This window comes from Companilactobacillus sp. HBUAS59699, assembly GCF_036913575.1.
Lineage (GTDB): Bacteria > Bacillota > Bacilli > Lactobacillales > Lactobacillaceae > Companilactobacillus.
This window is the reverse complement of record NZ_JAYKTV010000002.1, coordinates 255,608-279,147: the sequence shown is the minus strand read 5'-3', so window position 1 is coordinate 279,147 and position 23,540 is coordinate 255,608. Positions and strand designations below refer to the sequence as shown.

Annotated in this window: 19 protein-coding genes and 1 tRNA gene; 12 read left to right on the top strand and 8 right to left on the bottom strand. The window is 37.9% G+C overall.

The features are described from left to right. Positions 1-108: 108 nt before the first annotated feature. Positions 109-759, bottom strand: a complete 651-nt coding sequence (locus U8519_RS05020) for a metal-dependent transcriptional regulator (RefSeq protein ID WP_334329213.1) — start codon at positions 757-759, stop codon at positions 109-111. 129 nt (positions 760-888) lie between these two features. On the opposite strand from U8519_RS05020, the gene U8519_RS05015 reads away from it, so the two are divergent. Together U8519_RS05015 and U8519_RS05010 are read left to right on the top strand one after the other, a co-directional pair. After that, a complete protein-coding gene (locus tag U8519_RS05015) occupies positions 889-1,410 on the top strand; it encodes an HdeD family acid-resistance protein (RefSeq protein WP_334329212.1) in 522 nt (173 codons plus the stop codon). Positions 1,411-1,461: 51 nt separating this feature from the next. Beyond that, positions 1,462-1,535: transfer RNA gene (locus tag U8519_RS05010), tRNA-Thr, on the top strand. 151 nt (positions 1,536-1,686) lie between these two features. On the opposite strand, the gene U8519_RS05005 is transcribed toward U8519_RS05010, so the two are convergent. Then, entirely contained in the window at positions 1,687-2,373 is a 687-nt protein-coding gene (locus U8519_RS05005; protein WP_334329211.1) for a YjjG family noncanonical pyrimidine nucleotidase, read from the bottom strand. Between the two features lie 139 nt (positions 2,374-2,512). Here U8519_RS05005 and U8519_RS05000 point away from each other — a divergent pair, with 139 nt between their 5' ends. The 3 genes from U8519_RS05000 (at position 2,513) to U8519_RS04990 (ending at position 8,597) form a co-directional block, all read left to right on the top strand. Further along, positions 2,513-4,444 (top strand): translation factor GTPase family protein, encoded by a 1,932-nt coding sequence (locus tag U8519_RS05000; protein WP_334329210.1) that lies wholly within the window; start codon positions 2,513-2,515, stop codon positions 4,442-4,444. Positions 4,445-4,612: 168 nt separating this feature from the next. Then, entirely contained in the window at positions 4,613-6,790 is a 2,178-nt protein-coding gene (locus U8519_RS04995) for a collagen-binding domain-containing protein (RefSeq protein ID WP_334329209.1), read from the top strand. Between the two features lie 133 nt (positions 6,791-6,923). After that, a complete protein-coding gene (locus U8519_RS04990; protein WP_334329208.1) occupies positions 6,924-8,597 on the top strand; it encodes a collagen-binding domain-containing protein in 1,674 nt (557 codons plus the stop codon). Between the two features lie 34 nt (positions 8,598-8,631). Here the strand turns inward: U8519_RS04990 and U8519_RS04985 are convergent, their stop codons facing one another. Next, a complete protein-coding gene (locus U8519_RS04985) occupies positions 8,632-9,699 on the bottom strand; it encodes an acyltransferase (RefSeq protein WP_334329207.1) in 1,068 nt (355 codons plus the stop codon). Positions 9,700-9,811: 112 nt separating this feature from the next. Between U8519_RS04985 and U8519_RS04980 the strand changes: the two genes are divergently transcribed. Continuing rightward, positions 9,812-10,477, top strand: coding sequence for a CPBP family glutamic-type intramembrane protease (locus U8519_RS04980; RefSeq protein ID WP_334329206.1), 666 nt, complete (start codon positions 9,812-9,814; stop codon positions 10,475-10,477). 48 nt (positions 10,478-10,525) lie between these two features. Here U8519_RS04980 and U8519_RS04975 read toward each other — a convergent pair whose 3' ends face one another. Genes U8519_RS04975 through U8519_RS04965 form a run of 3 tightly spaced genes read right to left on the bottom strand, consistent with a single transcriptional unit; the run spans position 10,526 to position 13,170 of the window. Beyond that, positions 10,526-11,854, bottom strand: coding sequence for a glycosyltransferase (locus tag U8519_RS04975; RefSeq protein ID WP_334329205.1), 1,329 nt, complete (start codon positions 11,852-11,854; stop codon positions 10,526-10,528). 9 nt (positions 11,855-11,863) lie between these two features. Continuing rightward, positions 11,864-12,364: a hypothetical protein gene (locus tag U8519_RS04970; RefSeq protein ID WP_334329204.1), complete on the bottom strand. Its 501-nt coding sequence runs from the start codon at positions 12,362-12,364 to the stop codon at positions 11,864-11,866. Further along, on the bottom strand, positions 12,361-13,170 hold the full coding sequence (locus U8519_RS04965; protein ID WP_334329203.1) for an EAL domain-containing protein: 810 nt from the start codon (positions 13,168-13,170) through the stop codon (positions 12,361-12,363). Before U8519_RS04965 ends, U8519_RS04970 begins: the two co-directional genes overlap by 4 nt. 211 nt (positions 13,171-13,381) lie before the next feature. On the opposite strand from U8519_RS04965, the gene U8519_RS04960 reads away from it, so the two are divergent. After that, on the top strand, positions 13,382-13,687 hold the full coding sequence (locus U8519_RS04960; RefSeq protein ID WP_334329202.1) for a hypothetical protein: 306 nt from the start codon (positions 13,382-13,384) through the stop codon (positions 13,685-13,687). On the opposite strand, the gene helD is transcribed toward U8519_RS04960, so the two are convergent. Then, complete coding sequence (gene helD, locus U8519_RS04955) at positions 13,660-15,948, bottom strand: RNA polymerase recycling motor HelD (protein WP_334329201.1); 2,289 nt, start codon at positions 15,946-15,948, stop codon at positions 13,660-13,662. The genes U8519_RS04960 and helD overlap by 28 nt on opposite strands. A 296-nt stretch (positions 15,949-16,244) precedes the next feature. Between helD and trpS the strand changes: the two genes are divergently transcribed. The 5 genes from trpS (at position 16,245) to U8519_RS04930 (ending at position 21,026) form a co-directional block, all read left to right on the top strand. Continuing rightward, positions 16,245-17,270, top strand: coding sequence for a tryptophan--tRNA ligase (trpS, locus tag U8519_RS04950; protein WP_334329200.1), 1,026 nt, complete (start codon positions 16,245-16,247; stop codon positions 17,268-17,270). Between the two features lie 704 nt (positions 17,271-17,974). Continuing rightward, a complete protein-coding gene (locus U8519_RS04945) occupies positions 17,975-18,418 on the top strand; it encodes a MarR family winged helix-turn-helix transcriptional regulator (protein ID WP_334329199.1) in 444 nt (147 codons plus the stop codon). A 28-nt stretch (positions 18,419-18,446) separates the two neighbouring features. Further along, positions 18,447-19,946 carry an MDR family MFS transporter gene (locus tag U8519_RS04940; protein ID WP_334329198.1) on the top strand — a complete coding sequence of 500 codons (1,500 nt, stop codon included), beginning with the start codon at positions 18,447-18,449 and terminating at the stop codon, positions 19,944-19,946. Then, positions 19,946-20,668 (top strand): DUF4811 domain-containing protein, encoded by a 723-nt coding sequence (locus U8519_RS04935; RefSeq protein ID WP_334329197.1) that lies wholly within the window; start codon positions 19,946-19,948, stop codon positions 20,666-20,668. Before U8519_RS04940 ends, U8519_RS04935 begins: the two co-directional genes overlap by 1 nt. Before the next feature lie 142 nt (positions 20,669-20,810). Further along, complete coding sequence (locus tag U8519_RS04930) at positions 20,811-21,026, top strand: hypothetical protein (RefSeq protein WP_334329196.1); 216 nt, start codon at positions 20,811-20,813, stop codon at positions 21,024-21,026. Positions 21,027-21,139: 113 nt separating this feature from the next. Here the strand turns inward: U8519_RS04930 and U8519_RS04925 are convergent, their stop codons facing one another. Beyond that, positions 21,140-23,494: an isopeptide-forming domain-containing fimbrial protein gene (locus U8519_RS04925; protein ID WP_334329195.1), complete on the bottom strand. Its 2,355-nt coding sequence runs from the start codon at positions 23,492-23,494 to the stop codon at positions 21,140-21,142. Between the last annotated feature and the right edge of the window lie 46 nt (positions 23,495-23,540).

Genomic DNA, 23,540 nt, shown 5'->3' with positions numbered 1-23,540 from the left:
CGACTTTGAAGACTACAGGCTTCAAAGCGAGGTCGAAAACGTAGTTTGAGACCGGTCCTACGGCAGATGGAATTGTTGCCCATCCTCAGCGGCAACAGAACCTCAACCCTAACGTTCCTCGACAAAAATATAATCGATAGCCTTGGCTCCGATAGTTAACTTAGATCCGTCTTGTTTTTCCACAACCAAGGAATTGTCAAACTTCTCGTGCTTGATAATCTTGATAGTGTCGTCAATTTTGACATTAAGGCTGCTGAAATATTGTAGGAAGTCATAATTATCTGAAATACGAACGATTTGAACCTTATCGCCATCAGGTATCATGCTTAGTAACTTGTCGTCAGCATCAGTTTCACCTTGACCGTTACCTGGAATAATACCGCCGTGTGGGCAACGTTGAGGATGCCCTAAGAAGTCATTTAGGTGATCCATCAAATCCTTGTCAGATGAATGTTCTAGGGCATCAGCGTGATTGTGAACATTGTCAACTGGATAGTTGAGACATTGATTCAAGAACACTTCCCATAGTCGGTGTGTTTTGACCAATTTTTCTGAGACGTGATTTCCCTTTGGTGTAAGAGTTATTTTGTTGTAAGGTGAGTGCGTCAAGTAGCCATCAGCGGCTAGAGAATTAAGCATTTCTGTTACAGATGGAGCACTGACATTCATGATTTCCGCGATACGCTTGTTAGTGATCTTGGTGAAGTCATAATTCAGTTCATAGATAGTCTTGAGATAATTTTCTTTGTTAGGAGACAATTTTTTGACCTTTCGTTTAGACTAAGAAATATTAATAGTTATATTAACATTATAACGCATTTAATTAAAACTTGAGGATCAATAATGTTAAAATAAATAGTATAGATAAGTGTGAGAGGGGGTATGTATATGAATTATTCCAAGCGACGTTTCGATTGGTTTGGTTTTATTATCGGTTTGGTTTCACTATATGCTGGATATTTAGTCTTGTGGTATCCATTGAATAGTTTGTCCACCGTAGCAACAATTTTTGGAGTGTACGTCATTTTGCGAGGGGTCTACCAGTTATGGTTTGGTTCACAAATGACTAAGTATCTCGGTGTTCGTAGTGGTTGGACCATATTTGCATCAATTTTAGATATTATTATTGGTATTATTTTTATCGCCAACTTAAATGTCGGCGTTATGACGATTATTTATATGTTTGCCATTTGGTTTTTCGTTGATGCGGTGTTCCAATTAGTAACGTCTAGATTCTATCACTTCTTTGGCAAAAAATATTACTTGTTGATCGTTATATTGGCGATTCTAAACTTAGTTTTTGCCATCGTATTGCTGTTTAATCCGGTACTTGCTGGAGGAATCATTGTTTTCCTACTGGCATTCTTCTTCTTTGCCACAGGAGTTGCCGAAATAATCGAAGCATTTTAGTTTTAGATATTTCATCTGTATTGTGCTTTTGGTAGAATAATAGATGAAATTGCCATCTTAGCTCAGATAGGTAGAGCATCACCATGGTAAGGTGGGGGTCGTCGGTTCAAATCCGATAGATGGCTTACCAAGAGTTTTATATAGTTTCAAAAATTAAAAGACTTCAAAGTGTTAATATTTTAACGTTTAGAAGTCTTTTTTTGTTGAAAGCAAAAGAATTTGAGAATCTTAATTCACAAATATCAAAGTTATAAATACTCGGAATCATGGTTTTTTTTAATTATCTTTCAATATTTCCTCAATTTCCCGATAATTATGCACTTCAAAAGTAGGCTTAAAATCAAAATTATTTGCGGCATATTTAGGATTGAACCAAATATTTTTTAATCCAGCACTACGAGAACCGAGAATATCGGACTTCATGCTATCTCCAATCATGATAGTGTTGCCTTTAGACAAATCAGGATATGCTTTAAAAATTGGTACAAAGAAACGTTTGTCAGGTTTATTGAAGCCGATATCACCAGAAATGAAATAATGATCGAAATATTTATCTAGACCGGAGCCGTTCAGTCGATCGATTTGGGTATGTTTGATTCCGTTAGTACCGACTAGTAATGTTAAATTTTGTTTTTTCAAATCTTGGAGAAGTTTTTCAGCGCCATTTAAAGTATAAAAATTATGATTTAATATATTTCGATATTGCCGTTCAATTTTTTTACCATCGACTTTGATTCCTAATTTGTTAAAGGTCGATTCAAATCTAGTATCGACGAGTTTTTGACTGGGTTTGCCAGCTTCGATTTGTTCCCAAACGTGTTTATTGATAGATAGGTAGATTTGAAAGCCATGGTCGATATCTTTAATACCATGTTCTTTCAAGATTTTTTGTACACCTTCTCTTTCACCACGACTGAAGTCTAGTAAGGTGTCATCTAAGTCAAAAATTACATATTTGAACATTTATTTCCTCGCTATTAATTATTTTTGATTTGATTATATACTTGAATCAGTGAAGCTAAAAACCTTTTTCAACATGAATTACTAATATATACGTATAATATAATTTGTATCTATTATTTGAATCTAAGGAGATAAGAGAATGAAGCACATTGTAGCCGGAATAGTCGCCCATGTTGACGCTGGTAAAACTACACTTTCAGAGGCAATGCTCTATAAATCTGGGACGTTGAGAAAAATTGGTCGAGTTGACAACGGCGATGCTTTCTTAGATTCAGACAAGTTAGAGAAACAACGCGGAATTACGATTTTTTCTCATCAAGGTAGTTTAAAATACAACGATCTTGAACTAACTATGCTTGATACTCCGGGACACGTTGATTTTGCTTCTCAAACTGAACAGGTGCTGAGTGTTTTCGATTATGCAATTTTGGTTGTTTCTGCAACGGACGGGATTCAAGGTTATACCAGAACACTTTGGCGATTACTGCAACGTTATAATGTACCCACGTTTATTTTTGTTAATAAGACGGATGCGGTTGGCGCGGATAAGGAGCATGTGCTTCAACAATTAAAGAATAATTTAGCCGCAGGATGTGTGGATTTTAACGAACGATTCTCGGATGAATCATATGAAGAAATTGCGATGCAAGACGATGATGTTTTAGAGCACTTCTTAGATTCTGGTCAAATCACTGAAGCTGAAATAAGACAGATGATTAATGAGCGTAAAATTTTTCCGTGTTATTTTGGTTCGGCGCTTAAACTTGATGGAATCGATAATTTCTTGAATGGAATTGAACAATGGTCTGTTGAGAAAAAAAGAGGCACGGATTTTGGTGCACAAGTCTTCAAGATCTCTCATGATGAAAAAGGTGAACGTCTTACTTGGGTACGAGTAACCAGTGGTGTTCTACCAACTAAGTCAGTTGTTTTGAATGAACAAAAGGCCAATCAATTACGAATATACAATGGTGACAAATTCACTCTGAGCCAGGAAGTGGAAGCTGGTGGAGTCTGTGCCATTACTGGATTGACTGATACTTATCCAGGACAAGGGATAGGTGCACAGGCGGACGCTCAATCGCCAGAGATACAACCGGTTTTGAATTATGCATTGGATCCTAAAGGAAATGATATTCACAAATGCTTAACAGCACTTAGACAACTTGAAGATGAAGATCCACAACTGCATATCTCATGGTCCAGTCATCTGCAAGAGATTCGAGTTCAAATCATGGGAGAAGTTCAATTGGAGATATTACAACAATTAATGTTGGACCGTTTTGATTTGGATATTGGCTTCGGTGAAGGTAGTATTCTGTACAAGGAAACAATCACTAAGTCCGTTGAAGGAGTAGGACACTTCGAACCTTTGCGGCACTACGCTGAGGTCCATCTATTGCTTGAACCCTTGCAGCCAGGAAGTGGATTAGTTTTTGACTCTCAATGTAGTTTGGAAGTATTAGGTAAGAATTGGCAACATCAGGTAATAACTAATCTGGGCGCTAAGGAGCAACTTGGCGTATTGACAGGTTCGCCGTTAACTGATGTGAAGATCAGCTTGGTAAGCGGCAGATCAAGTAATGTACATTCTGTCGGCGGCGACTTTCGAGAAGCAACTTGGCGTGCTGTCAGACAAGGCTTGATGGAGTTGAAGCAGCGCCAATCTTGTCAACTATTAGAACCATGGTATCGTTTCAGATTAGAATTGGGACAAGATCAAGTTGGACGTGCAATGAGTGATATTCAGCGGATGAATGGAAGCTTTGATACTCCAAACACTGATTCTAATCGAACCGTGCTGACTGGCACAGCGCCGGTTTCTGAGATGAGGGACTATGCGCAAGAAGTTAATGCCTATACTCATGGTCAAGGATTGTTTGAATGTACAGTTGACAGTTATCGACCATGTCACAATGCTGAAGAAGTGATCCAAAGCTTTGACTACGATCCGGTTTCAGACTTGGATAACACACCAGGGTCAGTCTTCTGTGCACATGGTGCTGGTTATCCTGTGCATTGGGATGAAGTACCGCAAATGGCACACGTTCCTTATACTTATACTGATTAGTATCAAGTCAAGACACTACAACTACCAGTTGTGGTGTTTTTTTAATCTGAAATTGACGTGAAAAAAAATTAGCGTGATAATGAAAATATTAATAATATTATATATCTGGCATTAATGTGCTAGAACCGTTTAACGATTCAACGCGTTAGTGTTTCGAGGGGGATCTATATGAATAATAAAAAAGGAACAAAGTGGGCATTGTCGTGTGTGGCAACTAGCGCCGCTGTACTTTCATTTCTCGTCGTTTCAAATAACGTGTTAGCCGATGATACTGACGCTACACAGAATACGGATGGTAATAACCAAGTTGTTCAGACACAAGCTGCTAGTGGCCAGACTGCAGCCAGTTCAACTGCAACTTCAACTGATCCATCAGCACAACCTGATTATTCGGCTGTTTACGCTAAGATCAATAGCCAAAACAGTGGTCAAGACGCATCGAATACTACTGGTGCTACTCAACAAACAAGTGAGGCCCCAGTATCTTTTAAGTCTGTTCAGGGGCAACCATTGAGTCAATCAACTTCATCGGCTCCAGCTGCCAATACTGCTAGCGTTCAAGCAACAAGCACTAGAGCTGATAATTCAGAAGTAAAATATGGTGGTACTTTTGCTAACGATATTCATAGTTATAGTACAAGTCCTAGTACTGGATTAAATCTACATCCAAAGGACAACGAATTGGGTTATGCTGCTTATTTCCATATTTTTGCTAATGAAGCACATTTAAGTACTCATACTAATGGTAATGTTGCAACAGGTCTATTGGATGGAAAAGTAAATTTTGGTACCAATATTCAAGAAGAATTAGTTGATTATGATGTGTCATATATCCAAGAGATTGAGAACATTGCTGGAAGTTCATTTGTATCCGCCCAAAATAGTCGAAAAAATAAAATCGTATTTGGAAATGGAATTGAAATAGATGTTTCTAATCCGGATAGACCATTACTGACATATGATGATGATAAACAAGTTAATATTGATCATTTGAAATCTTCTGAAGTTTATCAGGATAAGTCAGGACAAGAGCCATATATTGATTTTAGTGATATTTTCAACAATTCTTTGGAACCTAAGTCACAGGATTTGGCAACCTTAGAACCAAGTACGATTATTAGTTCAGGTAATAAGGCGTTAATTACTAACGATCAATTTGGTGATAAAAACAATCGTATAATTGATTTAACTGATATGGAACCTAATGAAGATAATCAAATCGTTATCTACTTATCACCAGATGTTTTGCAAGAAAGTACTCCGTTAACAATTAGAGGATTATCTGGTGTTCCTGATGGTCCAACAGTTATTATTAATGTTGATACTCAGGGAGTTGATCCATACACTTCTGGTTCACAAATAAAAGTTATTTATGATGATGGTAGTGATAGAAATAATCATGAGACTGAATATTTTGGTGATAATCATTTATTGTGGAATTTCTATGATAGTAATGCATCAGATAAGTTATTTGATGGTGCATTGGACTTTAACCAAACTTTCCAAGGTAGTGTATTAGCACCAAAGGCTAATGTGACTGTTTATCATAATTTAGATGGTAATATTGTTGCTGATAAAGTAAACATTCAGGGTGAATCTCATAGATGGGATTTGCAAGATAATACTACTAAAGAAGAAGACGAAGAGAATCCTGAACGTGAAACCATCGCTCCATTACCAATAGAAGTCCCAGGTATCGGTATAGATCCAGATTCACCAGAATATCCTGATGGCGATGGTGATGAAGACGATAATGATTGGGAAGGAGTTCCAGACCCAGATCCCGAGGAACCTGGTGAAGATGGAGATTGGACTGATCCTGATGAAGGTAATAACGGTGGAGGATCTGGCAACGAAGACGGCGAAGATCCAAATGAAAACACCGAAGAACCTGGTGACGAAGACGGCGAAGATTCAGACGAGAACACTGAAGAACCAGGTAACGAAGACGGTGAAGAACCAGGTAATGAAACTGGAACCGACAAACCTGTAACTATCCCCGGAGAAGTACCTGGTATCCCTGATTATCCAGAAGTTGATACAGACGGTGACGGAATTCCTGATACTCCCGAGGTAGATACTGATGGTGACGGAATTCCTGATACTCCTGAGATCGATACAGATGGTGATGGAATCCCTGATACACCTATTACTTTGCCAGGTGTTGAAGCACCAGCCAAGGAAGTATCTACTGGTTCAACAAGTACAAATAATTCATCAGCTAATGCAGCTGGTGAAGGAACATTCCCACAAACAAGTTCATCAAATGGCGGAATCCTTAGCATGTTAGGATTAGTTCTAATGTCATTCCTAGGCTTGTTCGGATATAAACGTAAACAAAATTAATTATTAAAATCATCCAAAATAGGGCTCGCATATTAAATGTGGGCCCTATTTTTGTGTTTAAAAGTGACAAAGTAACCAGAAATTTTATACGATATTAGTAAGTTACATAAATCACAAAAGGAAGTGAATTATTATGAGGAGGGAAATAATTGTAACAGCAACCGGATTAACCATGGGATTGACGATGTCAAAATCAATTATTCATGTACCGTTTGTGTCAAATTTAATTGAAACGGAGGATGTTAGAGCTGCATTAGGAAACGATCCTAGTGATGTATTACAATATATCGGAATTAATGAGGATAATTCTGAAGTTAAAGATGGTAAGAATGTATCAAATGATTTTGAGGAGGGCCCTCATTATTTATTAAGTTACGCGGCATTCTTTCATATTTTTGCTAGATCGGCCACTTTAACAGCACATACAAATGGAAATTTAGCGGTCGGTAACCTAGATGGGAGGGTGAACTTTGGTACTGGCATTCATGAGGGGACCATGGAAAAAGATATTTCTTATATCCAGAATTTATCTAATATTGCTTGCAGTTCCTTTGTGGTGGCCAATGACTATAGGTATAATAAAATTATTTTTGGAAAGGATTTAGAATTAGATTTTTCGAATAACGAGATTCGCGTTGACGGAATAACATTAGATAATTTATCGTGGGATGAATTGCATCAAGATAAAGGTGATAATAAATACATTGATTTTGATGAGATGTTTGCCTTTTTAGATAAACAGTCTTCACAATTAGCTAGTCGTGAAAGCCATGCTTCGATAGACAACACTCATTTCATTGATGAGAATAACCGATTTATCGATCTACTGAGCTATGAACCGAATGAAGACAATGAAATAATTATTAAATTATCTGCTGAGGTTCTTCAGAAAGACCGTCCTCTAGAAATAATTGGATTAGATAAGGATAAAAATGGGACGACAATTATTATTAATGTTGATACTGGAGGAGTAGATACATATAATATGCGTTCTCAGATCAAGATCCAATATAATGACGGTACCACTAGGGGGAATAAAGAAACGGAACACTTTGATGATAATCATTTATTATGGAATTTCTATGATGAGTCAGCTGAAGACAACTTGTACCGTGGTGTCATCAGTATCGATTCAACTTTTCAAGGAAGTATTTTGGCTCCAGAAGCAACCATTGATGTCCATCATAATTTGGACGGAAATATTATCGCTAGTGACGTGAATATTTTAAGTGGTGAAACACATAGATGGGATCTTCAAAATAAGTCTGATGAAGAAACGGAGCCAGCGGAACCAGGGGATACAGAAGAACCAACGGAGCCAGAAGAACCGGGGGATATAGAGGACCCAACAGAACCAGAAGAACCAGCGGAACCAGTAGAACCAGAATATCCGAATCCAATAGACCCGACTCCTGATCCGGAACCGGAAGAGTTACCTGATACACCAGAAGTACCTGAACCGGATCTTCCAGAACCAGAAGACGTAGACTTATTACCTGAAACTGAAGCCAGTTCAGAAGGACCAAATATTGAGGAAATCGATAAACCCGAAGTGACTGAGAACCAGATGTCACCGCAAGAAAATATTACAACTACAAAAGAAAATACAGAGGTTTCTTCTGAACAGGTACAGGCCGCAAATAATGAATCTGAAGCTACAAGTCCTAAATTAGATACGAGATCAGTATCAGATAGTGAAAAGAAATTGCCACAGCTACGTTCATCGTCAGGATGGATTGCTAGTCTTTTAGGATTGATCTTAGTGTCAATCTTTGGATTGTTCACTTATGGACGCAAAAAAGAATAATTTTCAAAAAAAATAGAGCTGCAAGTTTGCAGTTCTATTTTTTGCGACTTCCTGTTAATAAATAATTGATTCCAGGAATCAAACTGATGATCCAAATAATCAAGGTCGATAATGCGGCAACAGCGATGTAGCGAATGAATGTTGCTGCTAAACCACCGAATGGCAAGACTGACATAAACCAAGGTTCTAAGTATAGGATCAATAAGTTATGGATCAAGTAAATTCCAAACACTAATGGTGATAAGAATTCGAATATCTTGATAACTCCATTTGAACTGATTCGTTCACCCCATTTTTGAAGTAGAACAAAGGCTGCAATTGACATAATAGGGATGAAGATTGAAGTTACATAATAACCGTTGTATGGATCGAAGATTTTTGGAAATACTTCTGAAACATAATTTCCAGCGAATCCGGCTACTAGTGCAACGATCCAGAGGGCAATATTATTAAGATCATGAATATCTATCTTAGTCAACAAGTATCCCAAGATGAAGTAACCTGTGAAACCACCTACCAAGTAGAACTGAGCTACTGGATAAATTGTCAGAGCTTCGACCCAATTCTTAGGTACAACATTGGCAATCGATGGTAACAGTGAATTAGTGACTAACCAGATCAACGTTACATACCAGAGCATCTGTCTATTGGCATTCTCTACAAAAGTCCGAATGATCGGTGAGAGGATATAAATCCCAATCAGTGGATACATGAACCAAAGTGTAGGTGAAGTTGGTTGATACAGCATCATCTTAACTGACGACAATACGTTGTGTGCTGACAGCGAGTGAGCATAGATACCAACTACTATCGGTGAAATAATTGACCAGAGTATGAATGGTATTACGACTCTAGGAATTCTGTGCTTCCAAGTATAAGCAATCGACTTAGTCTTTTTGCTGTTAAGCAGCAGTGAACCAGAAATCATGAAGAAGACAGGCACACTGATGTGGGCAAAGTAATTTAGAATCTTAGTGATTTGCCATTGAGTACTACCGACATGTAGAGTCGTATCAATGGCGGAAACGTGGATGAAGATAACTAGAAAAATTGCGATAACACGAATAAAGTCTAGATAAAAGATCCGCTTATTTTTGTTCATTATAAAAATCCCTCCATATACCTAATTAATAATAGATGAATTGCCGACAAAATTGAAGTATTCGTATATGATATAATAGCAAAGTAAAATTATTGATTGGAAGATATTAATTATGCGTGTAGGTGAATCTCCAGGAACAGATTTGGTCAGATATTTAATTTGGATCATTTTTTCTATAATTACTTTAAGTTTGAAAAATATTGCTGCCACTGATAAGGGCTTGAACATAATATTAACCGTGATATTCTTCGTGGTTGGAATTGTATTGTCATTCCTTATGCTGAGACGATATTTACGCGAAAGGCGTTCATTCTCTGACAATCCTAGAGGGTTCATGAGTTCATTAGTTTCAAACATTGGTTTAATAACTTTGATGGTCATTTTAGTTTGTGCTTTAAGAATTATGATCAGTTATTTACAGGTAACAGGTAAGTTACCAAGTTTCAAGAACGATGATGTGATCAGTTCGGACCAAAAGGTATTTATTTTTAACATGGTTGCTAATGTATTCATTATTACGGTTCAGCAACAGTTGGTTCAAACAGGATTTTTCTTTAACTATTTCTTTAGAAAGAGTACTTCATCTAATGCAATCATTGGAATAATTTTTAGTGGTCTTATTGCTGGTATCATTAGTTTGCCAGGTTCATTATTACAGTTCTTTATGATGATGGCATTGGGTTGGTGCTATGCATTGACTTATCTATATACTCAAGACGAAAAAATGGCAATATTAGTTGCAATTGTGAGTTCAATTGTCGGAACCGTTTTAATTTAAAGCATCCAAAAACCGCTTGGCTGGAGAAATCCAATCAAGCGGCTTTTTTTATTTATTTTTTTGTAATGAACTTCGCTTAGGACTGACCCATGTACCGGAGCCAAATCCCAAGATTGTTTTCATGGCGGGAATGAAAGTGGCCACCACGGTAATGGGATTGATCATCCAATAAAAGAGCATGTATAGTGGTGCAAAGAAGGCGTATTTCAATTTTGCACCATGATGATCCAGCAACAAGGCGGTGATCAGCTGCATACAGCCTGCGATCAATTCAAATGTTATGAAGATAAAGGAAATGACGAATCCATGAAAGACATTCTCATAGTTGCCTTGGAAAAGTGAGATCAATATGGCTCCTATAAACATTACTGACGTGATGGCGAAGAAGAATGACCAAATAATTGAAAGAGTTGAATCGATAAACATCGACATTTGGTAACGTCGTTGAATAGGATGGAAAATAAACTTCTTTAAATTAGTTAGCCAGACTTCGGTACCACCTTGAGCCCAGCGCTTGCGTTGTTTATAGAGATCACCGATCGTTTCAGGGACGTTCATGTGGAAGACAATGTTGGGAGCAAAGCGAGGGATGGCTCCAATAGTCTGGTGATCCCATGCAATGCTGATATCTTCGGTAGCACGATCTTGACGAAATCCACCAACATCGATCAAAAAGTCTTTTTTGTAGAGCGTGTTAGCACCACTGTAAGCATACATAGAATCATTGATCGATGTTTGACTTCGTTTGATCACGCCAACGATACTGGAGAATTCCACCGTCTGTGATTTACCCAACATCGTAGTTCGATTTTGGACATCCATATTGGCTGTAACAGCTGAGGTATTCATATCTTGAGCGTGAACGAAGAAGTTCATATACTTCATTAGTGCATCTGGCTCGGGAATTGTGTCAGCATCATTACTGAGAATATATTCACCCTTAGCGAAGTGCATGCCAATGTTGAAGGCGTGAGCCTTACCTTTATTCTTTATGATATTGATGGTTCGAAGTCGCGGATATTTAGTCATTAAGCGCTGGATTATTTCAGCAGTTTGATCAGTTGAACCGTCATTGGTTACTAGAACTTCGTAATTATCGTAATTTAAATTTTCAAAAAGATAAGTAATGGTTTCTTCGATAACGACTTCTTCATTGTGGGCCGGTATCATGATTGTGATCATTGGTTGTTTATTCTTAGGAATATTATGCCAGTCATCGTCATACTTGTTCTTCTTCAAGAAACGATAGCTCATCGCTCCACTGAACCAGAAGAAAGATCCAACGATTGGATAGAGGCAGAGGATCAGTAATAAGATATTGGCAACAGTACCCAATCCGGAAGATTCCAAAATGTGATCGATAAAAATATTTTTCATAGCTAACCTCTAATCGATATCGTCTAAATTATTTTTGGCATATAGTTTTTGGATTTGATGTGTTTCTAGGTTTTGTTCGGGTTGAACATCGTAGCTGCGAACATTCTCACGAAATTCTTGGTCTCCGAAGCGCTTGTCGATGAAGTTGTCGATAGTTTCCTTGCGCATTTTTTGATTGATCGGGTTGAAAGTTGGCCACTGTTCAACTACCCGGTCGCGCTTACGATTCTGAATGATCGTCATGCCAATGGAAAATATCATTGTCATGACCCAGGCAAACACTAAGATGATCCCGATAAACTTGATTTCGTAGATACCTTCTTTGAACGACCAAAGGTGAGGAATCTTAGGATCAAAGCTAGCCCAAAAGGAAGTCACGGTGATTACGATAGGGATGATGACCGCTAACCAGCCGATTATAGCAATTATTGTTTGGCGTATTTTTAAAAGCAAGTGTCCCTTTTCAAAGTATTCATCTGTGTAAAGTTGTTGACGATTTTTATCTTTCATTTTTCCTCGTTATTCTCCGGGTCTTCAGGATGACCGAAGAGGTATCCCTGGCGGGTTTTGATATTTAGCTGTTCAGCTAGGGCTTCATCATCTTGATTTTCGATGCCCATTAAGATTAAGTTGATGTTGTTTTCTTGAGATATACGATTCCAAGATTGTAAGTTCAAATCTAACCAGACGCTGGGATCTTCTTTTCGGAAGTCACGCATTGAGCATTTGATATTGTCGACAAATGGAAGCATCCATTCGATGTCTTTGAGATTCTGCATGTCAGAACCCACGTTATCAATACCGAATTGCATGCCGTAGTTTTGAGCTTCACGGATGCGTTTCTCGAACAAATATCTATTCTTAAAATGAGTGTTGTTAGCGGGGGTGTATTCAATTGATAATTTCATCGGCTCGATTTTGGAGATGGCCCAACGAACGAAGTACTGAAACTCAGGACTTATGATCTGGTTGTACTCTAGATTGATCGATAATGTGATCGGTTCTGTCGGTAGCGATTTGAAAGTATCTTCTAACAAAAAGATCACTCTCTGTAATGGCAATGAATCGAGATTCGACGGCAAACTCCAAGTTCCATCTGGATTTTGTTGTCGCAACAGGCATTCGTAGCCAATTACTTCGTCATGATAATCGACTTGCTTTTGAATGAAGTAACGAAGATTGAATTCTTTGTTCTCCAAATAATTATTGCTTGATTTTCGTGAGTGCCAGTATGTGCCAGCAATCGTGATTATAAAGAAGATGATCGTAATAATGACGATCCATAACAATACCCATTCTAATTTTAAAAGACTCATAATTTCCCCCAAAACATACGAATTATAATTATAATTATAAGTTTATACAAGTGCAAATTGAACTTTTTTCTAAATTTCAGTGCAACAAATCCCTACCAAGTAAAAAACATGCTGCCAGTCCAAGCTGGCAGCATGTTTTTTACATAAAATTTACAATAAATTTACTGAATATTTACATTGCTTAGCTATTCTTTTCGAAGAGGGTATAACAATGTTAGATTTATCAGCTATATCGATTGTTATTTTTTTATTTCAAATTTTTGAAGCGGTTCTAATTGTTAATATCTCCCGTTCACGGTCCATGATGACATTATTATTTTTATTAATGCTCGACTCACTTTTTGTAGATGACGTATTGATGCCATTGTTAGTTGTTTTTATTATGGGAGTAGTTCTGGTCTATCTTGGGTATACACGTCGTAGTAAATTACAATTGATTTTTGGACTAGCAACATGTGCGTCCTTGGCCAGCGTCTTATTGTACGAGACTTACTTGATTGCGGAAGAGGTGTCGTAATCATCGATCTTGATATTATCCAAGAGTGGTGAAGGAGTCTTTTCAATACAAATAGTTAGATTGTGCATGGCTCTGGTACAGATGGTGTACAGCGTATCACGACTTCTGGCGTCAGGATAATTCTTTGCTGAGACGTTGTGTCCAATCACAGCGTCGAATTCTAGTCCTTTAGCAAGATAGATCGGCATAACGATAATACCTTTAGGGATGGAACGAAAACCAGCATCAACGAGTGTGATAATCGATTCGTCACTAAAATGTGCATAGACTTGTTCAGCTTGAGCTTGATTTCTCGTTAGGATCGCGACTGTTTCATATTCTTTAGTCAGATCTTGGGCAGTTTTTTTCAAGCCTTGGTAATAGTCTGTTTCGTCATCAAAAACTTTGATAGTTGGCATTTCACCTTTTCTCGAGAATGATTTGACTTCATCAGCGTTTGGTAGAAGTGCCTTGGCAAAGTTAGTGATTTCAGCAGTGGAACGATAACTTTGGTTAAGAGTTATTGTAGTTACTTTCTTACCCTTATATAATTCACCAATTGCCGTGATGACGTCTTTATTACGATATGAACTGGTCAAGACATCTTGAGCACGGTCTCCTAACAAGGTCATCTTGGCATTTGGAAATGAATGTGAGATGTACTTCAACTGAGCCATCGTATAATCTTGAATTTCATCGATAAAAATATGCTGAATATTGTGATTGATGCCATTATCAGTAATGAAGTCACGAAGATACAAGATGGCGACAGCATCACTTAAGCCTAGTTTGTGAGTTTCGACAGCTTGGTCGATCGATTCGATCATAGTTTGCCAAACACTATCTGATACAAGATCTTGTTTCATATTAGATAGTAAGAAAACATATTCTTTGTATGGGTCGAAGAAGTAGTTGTTGATCAAGGCATTGTAAATTGGAGCATAGCGTTCTTTCAAGAACTCTTCAGCGATGATCGAACGTTGGTTAGTTGACTCTTCAATGTTGTGGTCAGTTATGATTTGTTGGAAGTCTTCGTCATCTAGGTTATCGATCTCGGCTTGAACCCAATCTTCGTCACGGTCGTTGTGGATACGTTTTTTGAGTTGTTTAATTAAGGTATTTTTTGTCTTCAAGAAGCGGTCAGGGATACTGAAAGCTGTATTTTGACGATCATAAATTGCAGAAATTTCTTCCTTAGTAAAGAATGGTTTACCTTCAAAGATAATATCTTCGAAATACAATGTATGGTCTTTATTTTCTTTTTCGGTTTGTTCCAGTGTATCTAAGAATTCAGCACTCTCTTTGAATAGACGGATATTGACGGTGGTTTGTGGTAAATTACGTTCGTCCTTTTCGTAGCGTTCAAACAAAGTTTCAACTTGAATACCGGTTAATCTGAGTGAAACGAATTCATTGAATGTTACCTGACGCATGTTTCTTTCACCTAAGCTCGGCAGCACTTCTGAAATGTAGTTACTGAAGAGTCTGTTTGGTGAGAACAACACGATCTTGTCGGCATCGAGCGTAGAACGACTGTGATACAGCAAGTAAGCAACTCGTTGTAAGATAGCAGAAGTCTTACCGCTACCGGCAACACCTTGTACTAACAATACATCCGAATGGGTATCACGAATAATCGTGTTCTGCTCATGTTGAATGGTTGCTACGATATTCTTCATATATTCATCACTGTATTCGCTCAGAACAGATTGAAGTATTTCGTCACCGACGGTCTCGTTGGTATCAAACATGTTCTTGATTTTGTTGTTGATAATTTGGAATTGGCGTTTTTTCTTCAAATCTACTTCAGCTTTGCCAGTTGGAGTGGGATAACTGACTTTACCGAGAACACCGTTGTAATAAATTCCAGAGATAGGTGCACGCCAGTCGTAGATCAAAAACTCACCATCGTCATCTTGTAAGGTCGATGTTCCGATGTAGAGAGTATCTTCTTCGCCATCCTCAACGATATCGATTCTGCCGAAGTAAGGTGAGCCTTGAAGGTTTTCTAATTTGAGTTTATTTGATTCAAGGATATTTTCGTTTTCAACGGCTAAGGCAACCAATTGTTTCTGCTGTTGAACAGAAGCGTTGGTTTCCATTTGGTCATCGACTTCAAAAGTATTAACTTTAGTATTTTCACCATAATTACGGTAAATATTATGAGTTTCAGTGTGAGCTTTTTGAAGATTTTCAGTCGCCCGATTGATTTTATCGTCGATTTTTTGAGCAATTTTATTAACTCTAATTTGTTCTTGTTCTTTAGTTTCGTTAACGGTCATTAAGTTACCTCTCGTTGACAATTTGGATGATTTTAATTATGCTTATAGCAATTGAGTACATTAAAGCATAAGCATTTTTGAGTACTAATTCAAGTAAGTTGAATCAGAGAATGGCTTCTAGGCTGAAAAAGTCATCGCTCTTGAATTGGGAACTGGTTATGGATTGCTACCTTACAGCTAATGAGTGGTAGAAAGACTTTCTACAAAACAGGTGGCACCACGTGTGAGCGTCCTATTATTGAAATATAATAGGACGCTTTTTATTTTGCTTTGATGACAATAATGGAGGAAAAAACATGAAAACTAATACAATTTTAACAGGTGATCGTCCAACCGGTAAGCTTCATATCGGACATTACTTAGGTTCGTTGAAGAACCGTGTGAAATTACAAAACGAAGGCAAGTATAACATGTTTATCATGATTGCGGACATGCAAGCTTTGACAGACAACGCTAGAAACCCTGAAAAGATTCGCAACAGTTTGATTCAAGTCGCCCTAGACTACTTGTCTGTAGGAATTGATCCGGCTAAGACAAACATTCTAGTACAATCACAAATTCCCGCATTGAACGAATTGACAATGTACTATTTGGATTTGGTCAACGTGTCTCGTTTGGAGAGAAACCCAACTGTTAAGTCAGAGATCAAGCAAAAGGGATTCGGTCAAAGTATCCCTGCTGGCTTCTTAACTTATCCAGTTAGTCAAGCAGCTGATATTACAGCCTTTAAAGCTGACACAGTGCCTGTTGGTGATGATCAAGAACCAATGCTTGAACAAACACGTGAGATCGTTCGTACATTTAATAATACTTACAACGCTGAAGTTTTGGTTGAGCCAGAAGGTGTCTTCCCACCTAAGGGTCAGGGACGTTTACCTGGTACAGACGGCAATGCCAAAATGAGCAAGTCATTAGGAAATGGTATTTATTTGTCAGATCCTGCCGATGTAGTAACAAAGAAAATCATGTCAATGTATACTGATCCTGATCATGTTCACGTTGAAGATCCTGGTAAGATCGAAGGCAATACCGTGTTCACATACCTTGATGCTTTCGCTGAAGATAAGGCAAAAGTCGCCGAATTGAAAGAACAATATCAAGCCGGTGGTTTAGGGGATGTCAAAGTAAAACGTTACTTAAACGATGTCATGCAAGGATTACTAGAACCTATCCGTGCACGTCGTGCAGAATACGAAAAGGATATTCCTGGAGTTTACCAAATTCTAAAAGATGGCAGTGACAAGGCTAATGAAATTGCTAACCAAACATTGGCTGAGGTAAGAGCAGCTATCGGAGTGGATTATTTTAAAGATTTAAAATAGTGTTGATTGGTGGTTGATTTGCCGCCTACAGGAACAAGAAATTTAGGTCGCTATGGGGAACGATTCGAGCCGGAGTGCGGTCTCGAATCTCGATTTTGAACCTCGCAAGGTACGCGAGTTTCAAAACTCGTCCCGTGGAGTAAGTGCTAAAGCACTAACTCCACCTTCATAGCGACCTAAATTTTTGTTCCTTCCGGCTAGTTTTTCTTCTTGTTTTTGTGATGGAGGATAAATTTGTTGTATTAATTACCACTTTTGTATTACGGATTGTTAGACAAATAATAAAAATACCTGTAGGAAACTAACATTAAAGTTTCTGCAGGTATTTTTTTTTACGTTTTTAGATGATTAAATTAATCTATCAAAATCCCACAGCTAGGGTAGTCGGAGGTCAAAAGTAAAAATTCCGCAGTGTCAGTAATATCTAAACGAGAGTTTCTCTCGTTTAGATATTACAGGACGCATTTTGAAATTCGCAAACCTTGCGAAGTTCAAAATCGAGTCTGGAGACCTTGGCTCCAGACGGTCCTAACAGCGGGATTTTTAACTTTTGACTGGAGACGGCAATAGAACCTCCCCCTCCAAAAACATGGAAACAGTTTCATAAAATATGACGAACTTAACTCTTGATTTTATCAACAGTTGGTTATATCATACTTTTTGTTGCTATTTAGAAATAAATTTTTAATTTTATGAGGAGAATAATGGACGACTACGATTTGATAGGCTTTGCAGTGAGATTCATGATGCAACGTAAGCGGATCTTATCAGCCTTTTTGAAGAATACTGATTTGAATTTAGCTGATTGCGTAATATTAATGATAGTAACCAAGCATTCTGGTTATAACCAGGAAAAAATCGGTGAAAAGACTCTGTTTGACGGAGCAATCATTGCCAGATCACTCAAGAAGTTAGAGAAACAAGGTTACGTAACTCGTGAGGTTGATGAAACCAATCGCCGTAGAAAAATTGTCCAGATTACTGAAGCGGGACGAAAGTTTGGCGATAAATTACGAGACTCATTTAAGGGTTCGAACGAAACGATTTACTCTGGCATCACGGAGGATGAACAAGAGCAATTGCACGTTATTTTGGCAAAAGTTTATGCCAATCTTGATAAGGTAAAAATCCCCGATAGTAATAAATAGAAATAAACGAAAGAAGGAAATTACTATTATGCAAAATAGTAGTGCACATTTGGATGTTAACGGCAAACCGTTTAATCGTAATTTGCTAGTTATGGTTTTGCTTGTTGGAACATTCTGTACTGTTTTGAACGGTACTATTTTAACTACCGCATTTCCAACTTTAATGAAGGAATTTAACGTTACCACATCAGCTGTTCAATGGTTGACAACTGGATTCTTGATGGTCAACGGTATTATGATTCCTGTTACTGCTTGGTTAAGTAACAACTTTAGTAATAAGATCTTGTATATCATTGCTATGTCCACATTTTTGATCGGAACGATCATGTGTTTTATAGCTCCTAACTTTGGAACTATCTTAGCTGGACGTTTGATCCAAGCTGTTGGTGTTGGTATTACAATGCCACTTATGCAAGTTATTATGTTATCGATTTTCCCAGCCAATCAACGTGGTACTGCCATGGGACTTGGTGGATTAGTTATCGGTCTTGCTCCAGCCATTGGACCTACTTTGTCAGGTTGGATCATCGATAACTTTACATGGCGTGATCTTTTTGGAATGATCATCCCAATCGTTGTGATCGTCTTGATTTTGGCTTTTATTTATATGAGACCAGTTATTCAAACTAAGAGATCAAAACTTGATGTCTTGTCATTGATCTTATCAACTGTTGGTTTCGGTGCAGTTCTATATGGATTTTCATCAGTTGGTGACGACGGATGGGGTTCACCGATCGTACTATCATCAATTATCGGTGGTGCCATTGTCGTAGTTCTCTTCGGTTATCGTCAATTGAAGATGGACACACCATTCTTGGAATTGCGTGTTTTCAAAGAAAAGAAATTCGCTATTGCAGCAGCTCTATCATCTGTAACTAACATGGCGATGGTCGGGGTCGAAATGATCTTGCCATTGTATCTCCAAATTGTTAAGGGTATGAGTGCTTTCCATTCTGGATTGACTTTACTACCTGGTGCTATTTTGATTGGTATCATGAGTCCTATCACTGGACGTGCTTTTGATAGATTCGGACCTAAGGACTTGGCTCGTATGGGTATGTTCTTGTTAACTGCTGGTACGGTTCCATTCTTATTCTTAACAAAGACAACACCAGTATTAGATATTGTAGTCTTGTACATGGTTCGTATGTTCGGTATTTCGATGGTCTTGATGCCAGTTACAACTGATGGTATGAATGCCTTACCATTGAACTTAATGAGTCACGGAACTGCTGTTAATAATACAGTCCGTCAGATCTTCAGTTCAATGGGTACAGCTATCTTGGTCAGTGTGCTAACTAATGTTACAAATAACTTAAAACCAGGTAAGAGTTTACTTGCTCAATCACCACTTAAGTATCAAGAAAATTACTTCAATGCAACATTGAGCGGATACCACGCCGCCTTTGCAGTTGCTATCTTATTCTGTGTGATCGCCTTGGCAATTACCTTTATGGTTAGAAATACTGCAAAATCAAAAGATGTTGATCTTGAAAAAATGAATGTTGAAATGGCAGGTGACAAATAATGGTTATTGTATCAATTCTTATTTGTGCCGTTCTCGCATATTACTTCGCAGTTTTTATCAAAAACAAAAAAGTCGGTTATAGCTTAACGGGAATCTTCATCGTTCTGTTCATCGGAAGTATCGTCTTGCTGGTTTCAAATGAATATAGTCATTTTGGAATGAAAGAAGTCACTAGTGAAAAGACAATGCAGATCCAAACGGTTCAAAAGGGTGCTAATGTCTTGCTGTACAAGGAGTTAGGGACTAATAGTAAGGAAGACGTATATGTTTACCGTACGCCTGAGACTGCAAAAGCTAAGAATCCTGATCATACTAAGGCCAATTTACACGTTTCTAACAAAGTCAAAAAAGGTGCAGATTCTAATACCTTGACTCAAAAGACAACACGTTGGGAATATAAGAATGGTTTCTATTCATTCTTGTTCGGTATCTCTGGTAATGATAAGGAATTCGTTAAACAAACTAATACTTTCCACATTGGTGATGATTGGTTAGTATTATCAACTACACAAGCCGCTAAATTGAGTAAAGAACTTAAGAGTAAAAAAGTTCAAGCTCAAATGAAGACGGAAGGTGAAGCCTTTGTCAAAGCTGCTCTAACAAAAGCAATGACGGTTAATCCTTCAATGAGTGCTTCTCAACAAAAACAAGTTATGCAACAAGCCCAAAAAGAGTTCAAAGCTCAAGCTATGGCAAAAGTTGTTGAAGAAATCACAAAATAGTCAGTAGACAAGTCGGAATTATCCGGCTTTTTTTGTCGACTAAATTAGCTGTGACGAGTATAACTTGGTTTGAAAATGGAAATCTGACAGGAATTGTTGAGGGAAATATTGATTAATAGATAACTCTAAGGAGATAACTATTATGAAAAAGAATATGAAAATGTTTTTGTACGGTGGAATTTTGTTGTCAGCTTTATCAACAGAATTAGTAACCACAGTTTCAGCTTCAACCATCACTCCGGCAGGTGAGACAGATACTAGTATTCCTACAGTACCAGTTAAACCCGGTAAGATAACAGTGGATACAGATGTTAACGTTGCTAACAACGCTATTCAAGCACTTAAAGATTGCAAGTAAATTATAATTGGGAGAGCCGAGTTATCGGCTCTTTTTTCAATTCATATTGTGATCAATTATAAATGCAAAAATACGCTTCGACATTTTGATGTCGAAACGTATTTTTTATTTTATCAATTGTTTGGAATTGAATCAGCCATTGACCACGTTAATGTACCAGTGTACTTTCCGGGCTGAGTGTCAGAAGCAATATTTAGCTTCCAATCACCGACACCAATATAGTTAGTTAAGTCTTGATTTCCGTTGAAAGTACCCGTTTGAATCGGTGTACCACTAGGAGATATCGGCGTCCAAGTACCTTTGTCATCAGGAGAACTGTTACGAGTTCTGATGAACATTAATCCGTCAGCAGATGGTGATAACGTGTCGCCATTGCCGTTCTTCATTTGCGTTGCACTGTCGTCATTATTGTAGGCTACTGAAACACTGTAATTGTTGTCAGTTGGGTGGTTGGCTATTAGTTGACCAGTTGTGGCAACGTTAGTAAGAGTTCTTGCTTGACCAGTGAAGTTGATGGATCCGAAATCGATAAGGGTAGGGGTCTGGGTGAATCCCACTACATTGCTGATGTTGATATCAGCTTGGTTGGAAACTATGTCTCCAGTTGAGGCTCCGGTGCTGGTTGTTCCTGTCATAACGGCATTACTACTTATTGTACCGACATTAGTTTTTGTGACTTTCGCTTGTATTTCAAGTAAAACAGAAGTACCTTTTGATATTCCACCAATATTGATACCTCCATCTAGAGTAGTGCTACCAGACCATCCATCTGATCCGTGAATGGTTGCTTTTACAAACTCTAAGCCATCGGGTAGAGGATTCTTCATAGTTCCACCAACAAATGATTCATCTGAAGTAACAGTAAATCTGATTTCATAATCGATGATATCTCCAGCTTTTGCTTTGGTTTGAGAGGAATAAGTAGTTTCACCCTCAGATTCATTCCGCAAATAATTTGTAAATGTATATGAAAAAGGTGATTTCTCCACCGGAATGTCAACTGAAGCAGTATATGATTTGTCATTACTGTTAGTGTTATTTAAATCTTTACCTGTAAAGGTACCAACATTAGTTAATGTTTGTCCAGAAGCATCAGGAGTAATTACCGCTTCGTAAGTTATAGTTGCACTTTGACCATCGGTTAATGTTGTGTTTGTCGGAACAGATAGTACGGAGTCACTGTAACCAGGCGTAACGGAAACAGTACCACCAGTTGGGGTCGTTAATTTAACGGAATTCAAATCAACTTTCAGACCTGCTGGAATTTTGTCTGTTAATTCTTTATAGTTCCATTTACTGTCGGAGCCATTATTTGTGATTTTTAAATTGAATTTTAATTTATCACCGACGTTGTTTTTACCGTTAGAACTGGTTTCATTTGTAAAAGTTTTTTCGGCGTCAGGCACAGCGTAAGTGGCCTCGGTTACTCCCATAGCAGTTGAGTAATGTTTAGTTTCACCAGGCTTTATTGTGGTATATGGCCACTTGACGGTATATGCGGAATCCGGAGAATTATAGATATTACTACCATAAACGTTAGATGGATCCTCAGCTCCAGTACCTGAAAAGTTTTCTGGAGAAAATCGTGTTAACCAATTGCTGTTGGTATTAGTAAAATATTGTGCTTGATAAGCTGTTGGTCCATCTTTGATATTGTTACTTACAACTAATTGATAGCCACCGTCTACCATGTATAATCCCTTGCCACCGCCTAAGTTCTTAAGCACTACGCTATCGTTTTTACTTAACTTAGTATCCTCTCCGTAAAGAACCCCATATGATTGTGATGTTGATTGGTTGTTCTTGAGATAAAGTTCTCGCTGAACGATTGGAGCACCACTGGGTGAACGTCTTAAGACAATTTCAGCTCTTAAGTTAAAATTACCAGTTGTTGAATCATTTCTTACAAAATCTCCTACGATTCTATAAGCTGGATTGCCATTAGAATCTTTACCGATATAGTATTGTTTGTTTTTCAAAGAGTTGACTAGAATAGAGTAGTCAGCGCCTTTTATAGCACCTGAATTTGCATTTGGAACAATCATGAAATCAGGCGATGTGGATGAAACACCTTGTGATGCAAACATAGGTTGTGTAGAAGTAGCATATGATTGATAGACCGAAGATTTATAGTTTCCATTGTCATTAAGAAATATATTGATCTTAGAATAGTATGTATTTACACCTGATCCGGTTGATGGTGCATCGACGTAAGAATCACCACCCGTTGTGACTTTCCCGTTTGAATCTTGAGCAAGTCCGAAAGCGTAACCTAACGACAACGTATTACTTATTGGAATTTCGCCAACCTTATTTACGGTAGAGGGAGATTCATCCCAAGTTATACCATCGTTAAATTCGTTTGTTGCCGCATGGGCGGTCTTAACCAATCCAAAAGATAAAATCAAACTCAAAAAACAGAATAACACTAAAAAGATCTTTCTAAAATTTTCTTTTCTCCTCATCATAATGTTGCCCCTTGTTCGCATTGTGGTAATGCGCTAATTAGTCTAT

Excerpts from the sequence above, each read along its gene's own strand:
- U8519_RS04980 (WP_334329206.1), top strand. The coding sequence starts at position 9,812 with ATGCGTGTAGGTGAATCTCCAGGAACAGATTTGGTCAGATATTTAATT.
- U8519_RS04965 (WP_334329203.1), bottom strand. The coding sequence starts at position 13,170 with ATGAGTCTTTTAAAATTAGAATGGGTATTGTTATGGATCGTCATTATT.
- U8519_RS04995 (WP_334329209.1), top strand. The coding sequence starts at position 4,613 with ATGAATAATAAAAAAGGAACAAAGTGGGCATTGTCGTGTGTGGCAACT.
- trpS (WP_334329200.1), top strand. The coding sequence starts at position 16,245 with ATGAAAACTAATACAATTTTAACAGGTGATCGTCCAACCGGTAAGCTT.
- U8519_RS04930 (WP_334329196.1), top strand. The coding sequence starts at position 20,811 with ATGAAAAAGAATATGAAAATGTTTTTGTACGGTGGAATTTTGTTGTCA.
- U8519_RS04990 (WP_334329208.1), top strand. The coding sequence starts at position 6,924 with ATGAGGAGGGAAATAATTGTAACAGCAACCGGATTAACCATGGGATTG.
- U8519_RS05015 (WP_334329212.1), top strand. The coding sequence starts at position 889 with ATGAATTATTCCAAGCGACGTTTCGATTGGTTTGGTTTTATTATCGGT.
- U8519_RS05000 (WP_334329210.1), top strand. The coding sequence starts at position 2,513 with ATGAAGCACATTGTAGCCGGAATAGTCGCCCATGTTGACGCTGGTAAA.
- U8519_RS04960 (WP_334329202.1), top strand. The coding sequence starts at position 13,382 with ATGTTAGATTTATCAGCTATATCGATTGTTATTTTTTTATTTCAAATT.
- U8519_RS04985 (WP_334329207.1), bottom strand. The coding sequence starts at position 9,699 with ATGAACAAAAATAAGCGGATCTTTTATCTAGACTTTATTCGTGTTATC.
- U8519_RS04945 (WP_334329199.1), top strand. The coding sequence starts at position 17,975 with ATGGACGACTACGATTTGATAGGCTTTGCAGTGAGATTCATGATGCAA.
- U8519_RS04970 (WP_334329204.1), bottom strand. The coding sequence starts at position 12,364 with ATGAAAGATAAAAATCGTCAACAACTTTACACAGATGAATACTTTGAA.
- U8519_RS04925 (WP_334329195.1), bottom strand. The coding sequence starts at position 23,494 with ATGATGAGGAGAAAAGAAAATTTTAGAAAGATCTTTTTAGTGTTATTC.
- U8519_RS04975 (WP_334329205.1), bottom strand. The coding sequence starts at position 11,854 with ATGAAAAATATTTTTATCGATCACATTTTGGAATCTTCCGGATTGGGT.
- helD (WP_334329201.1), bottom strand. The coding sequence starts at position 15,948 with ATGACCGTTAACGAAACTAAAGAACAAGAACAAATTAGAGTTAATAAA.
- U8519_RS04940 (WP_334329198.1), top strand. The coding sequence starts at position 18,447 with ATGCAAAATAGTAGTGCACATTTGGATGTTAACGGCAAACCGTTTAAT.
- U8519_RS04935 (WP_334329197.1), top strand. The coding sequence starts at position 19,946 with ATGGTTATTGTATCAATTCTTATTTGTGCCGTTCTCGCATATTACTTC.
- U8519_RS05005 (WP_334329211.1), bottom strand. The coding sequence starts at position 2,373 with ATGTTCAAATATGTAATTTTTGACTTAGATGACACCTTACTAGACTTC.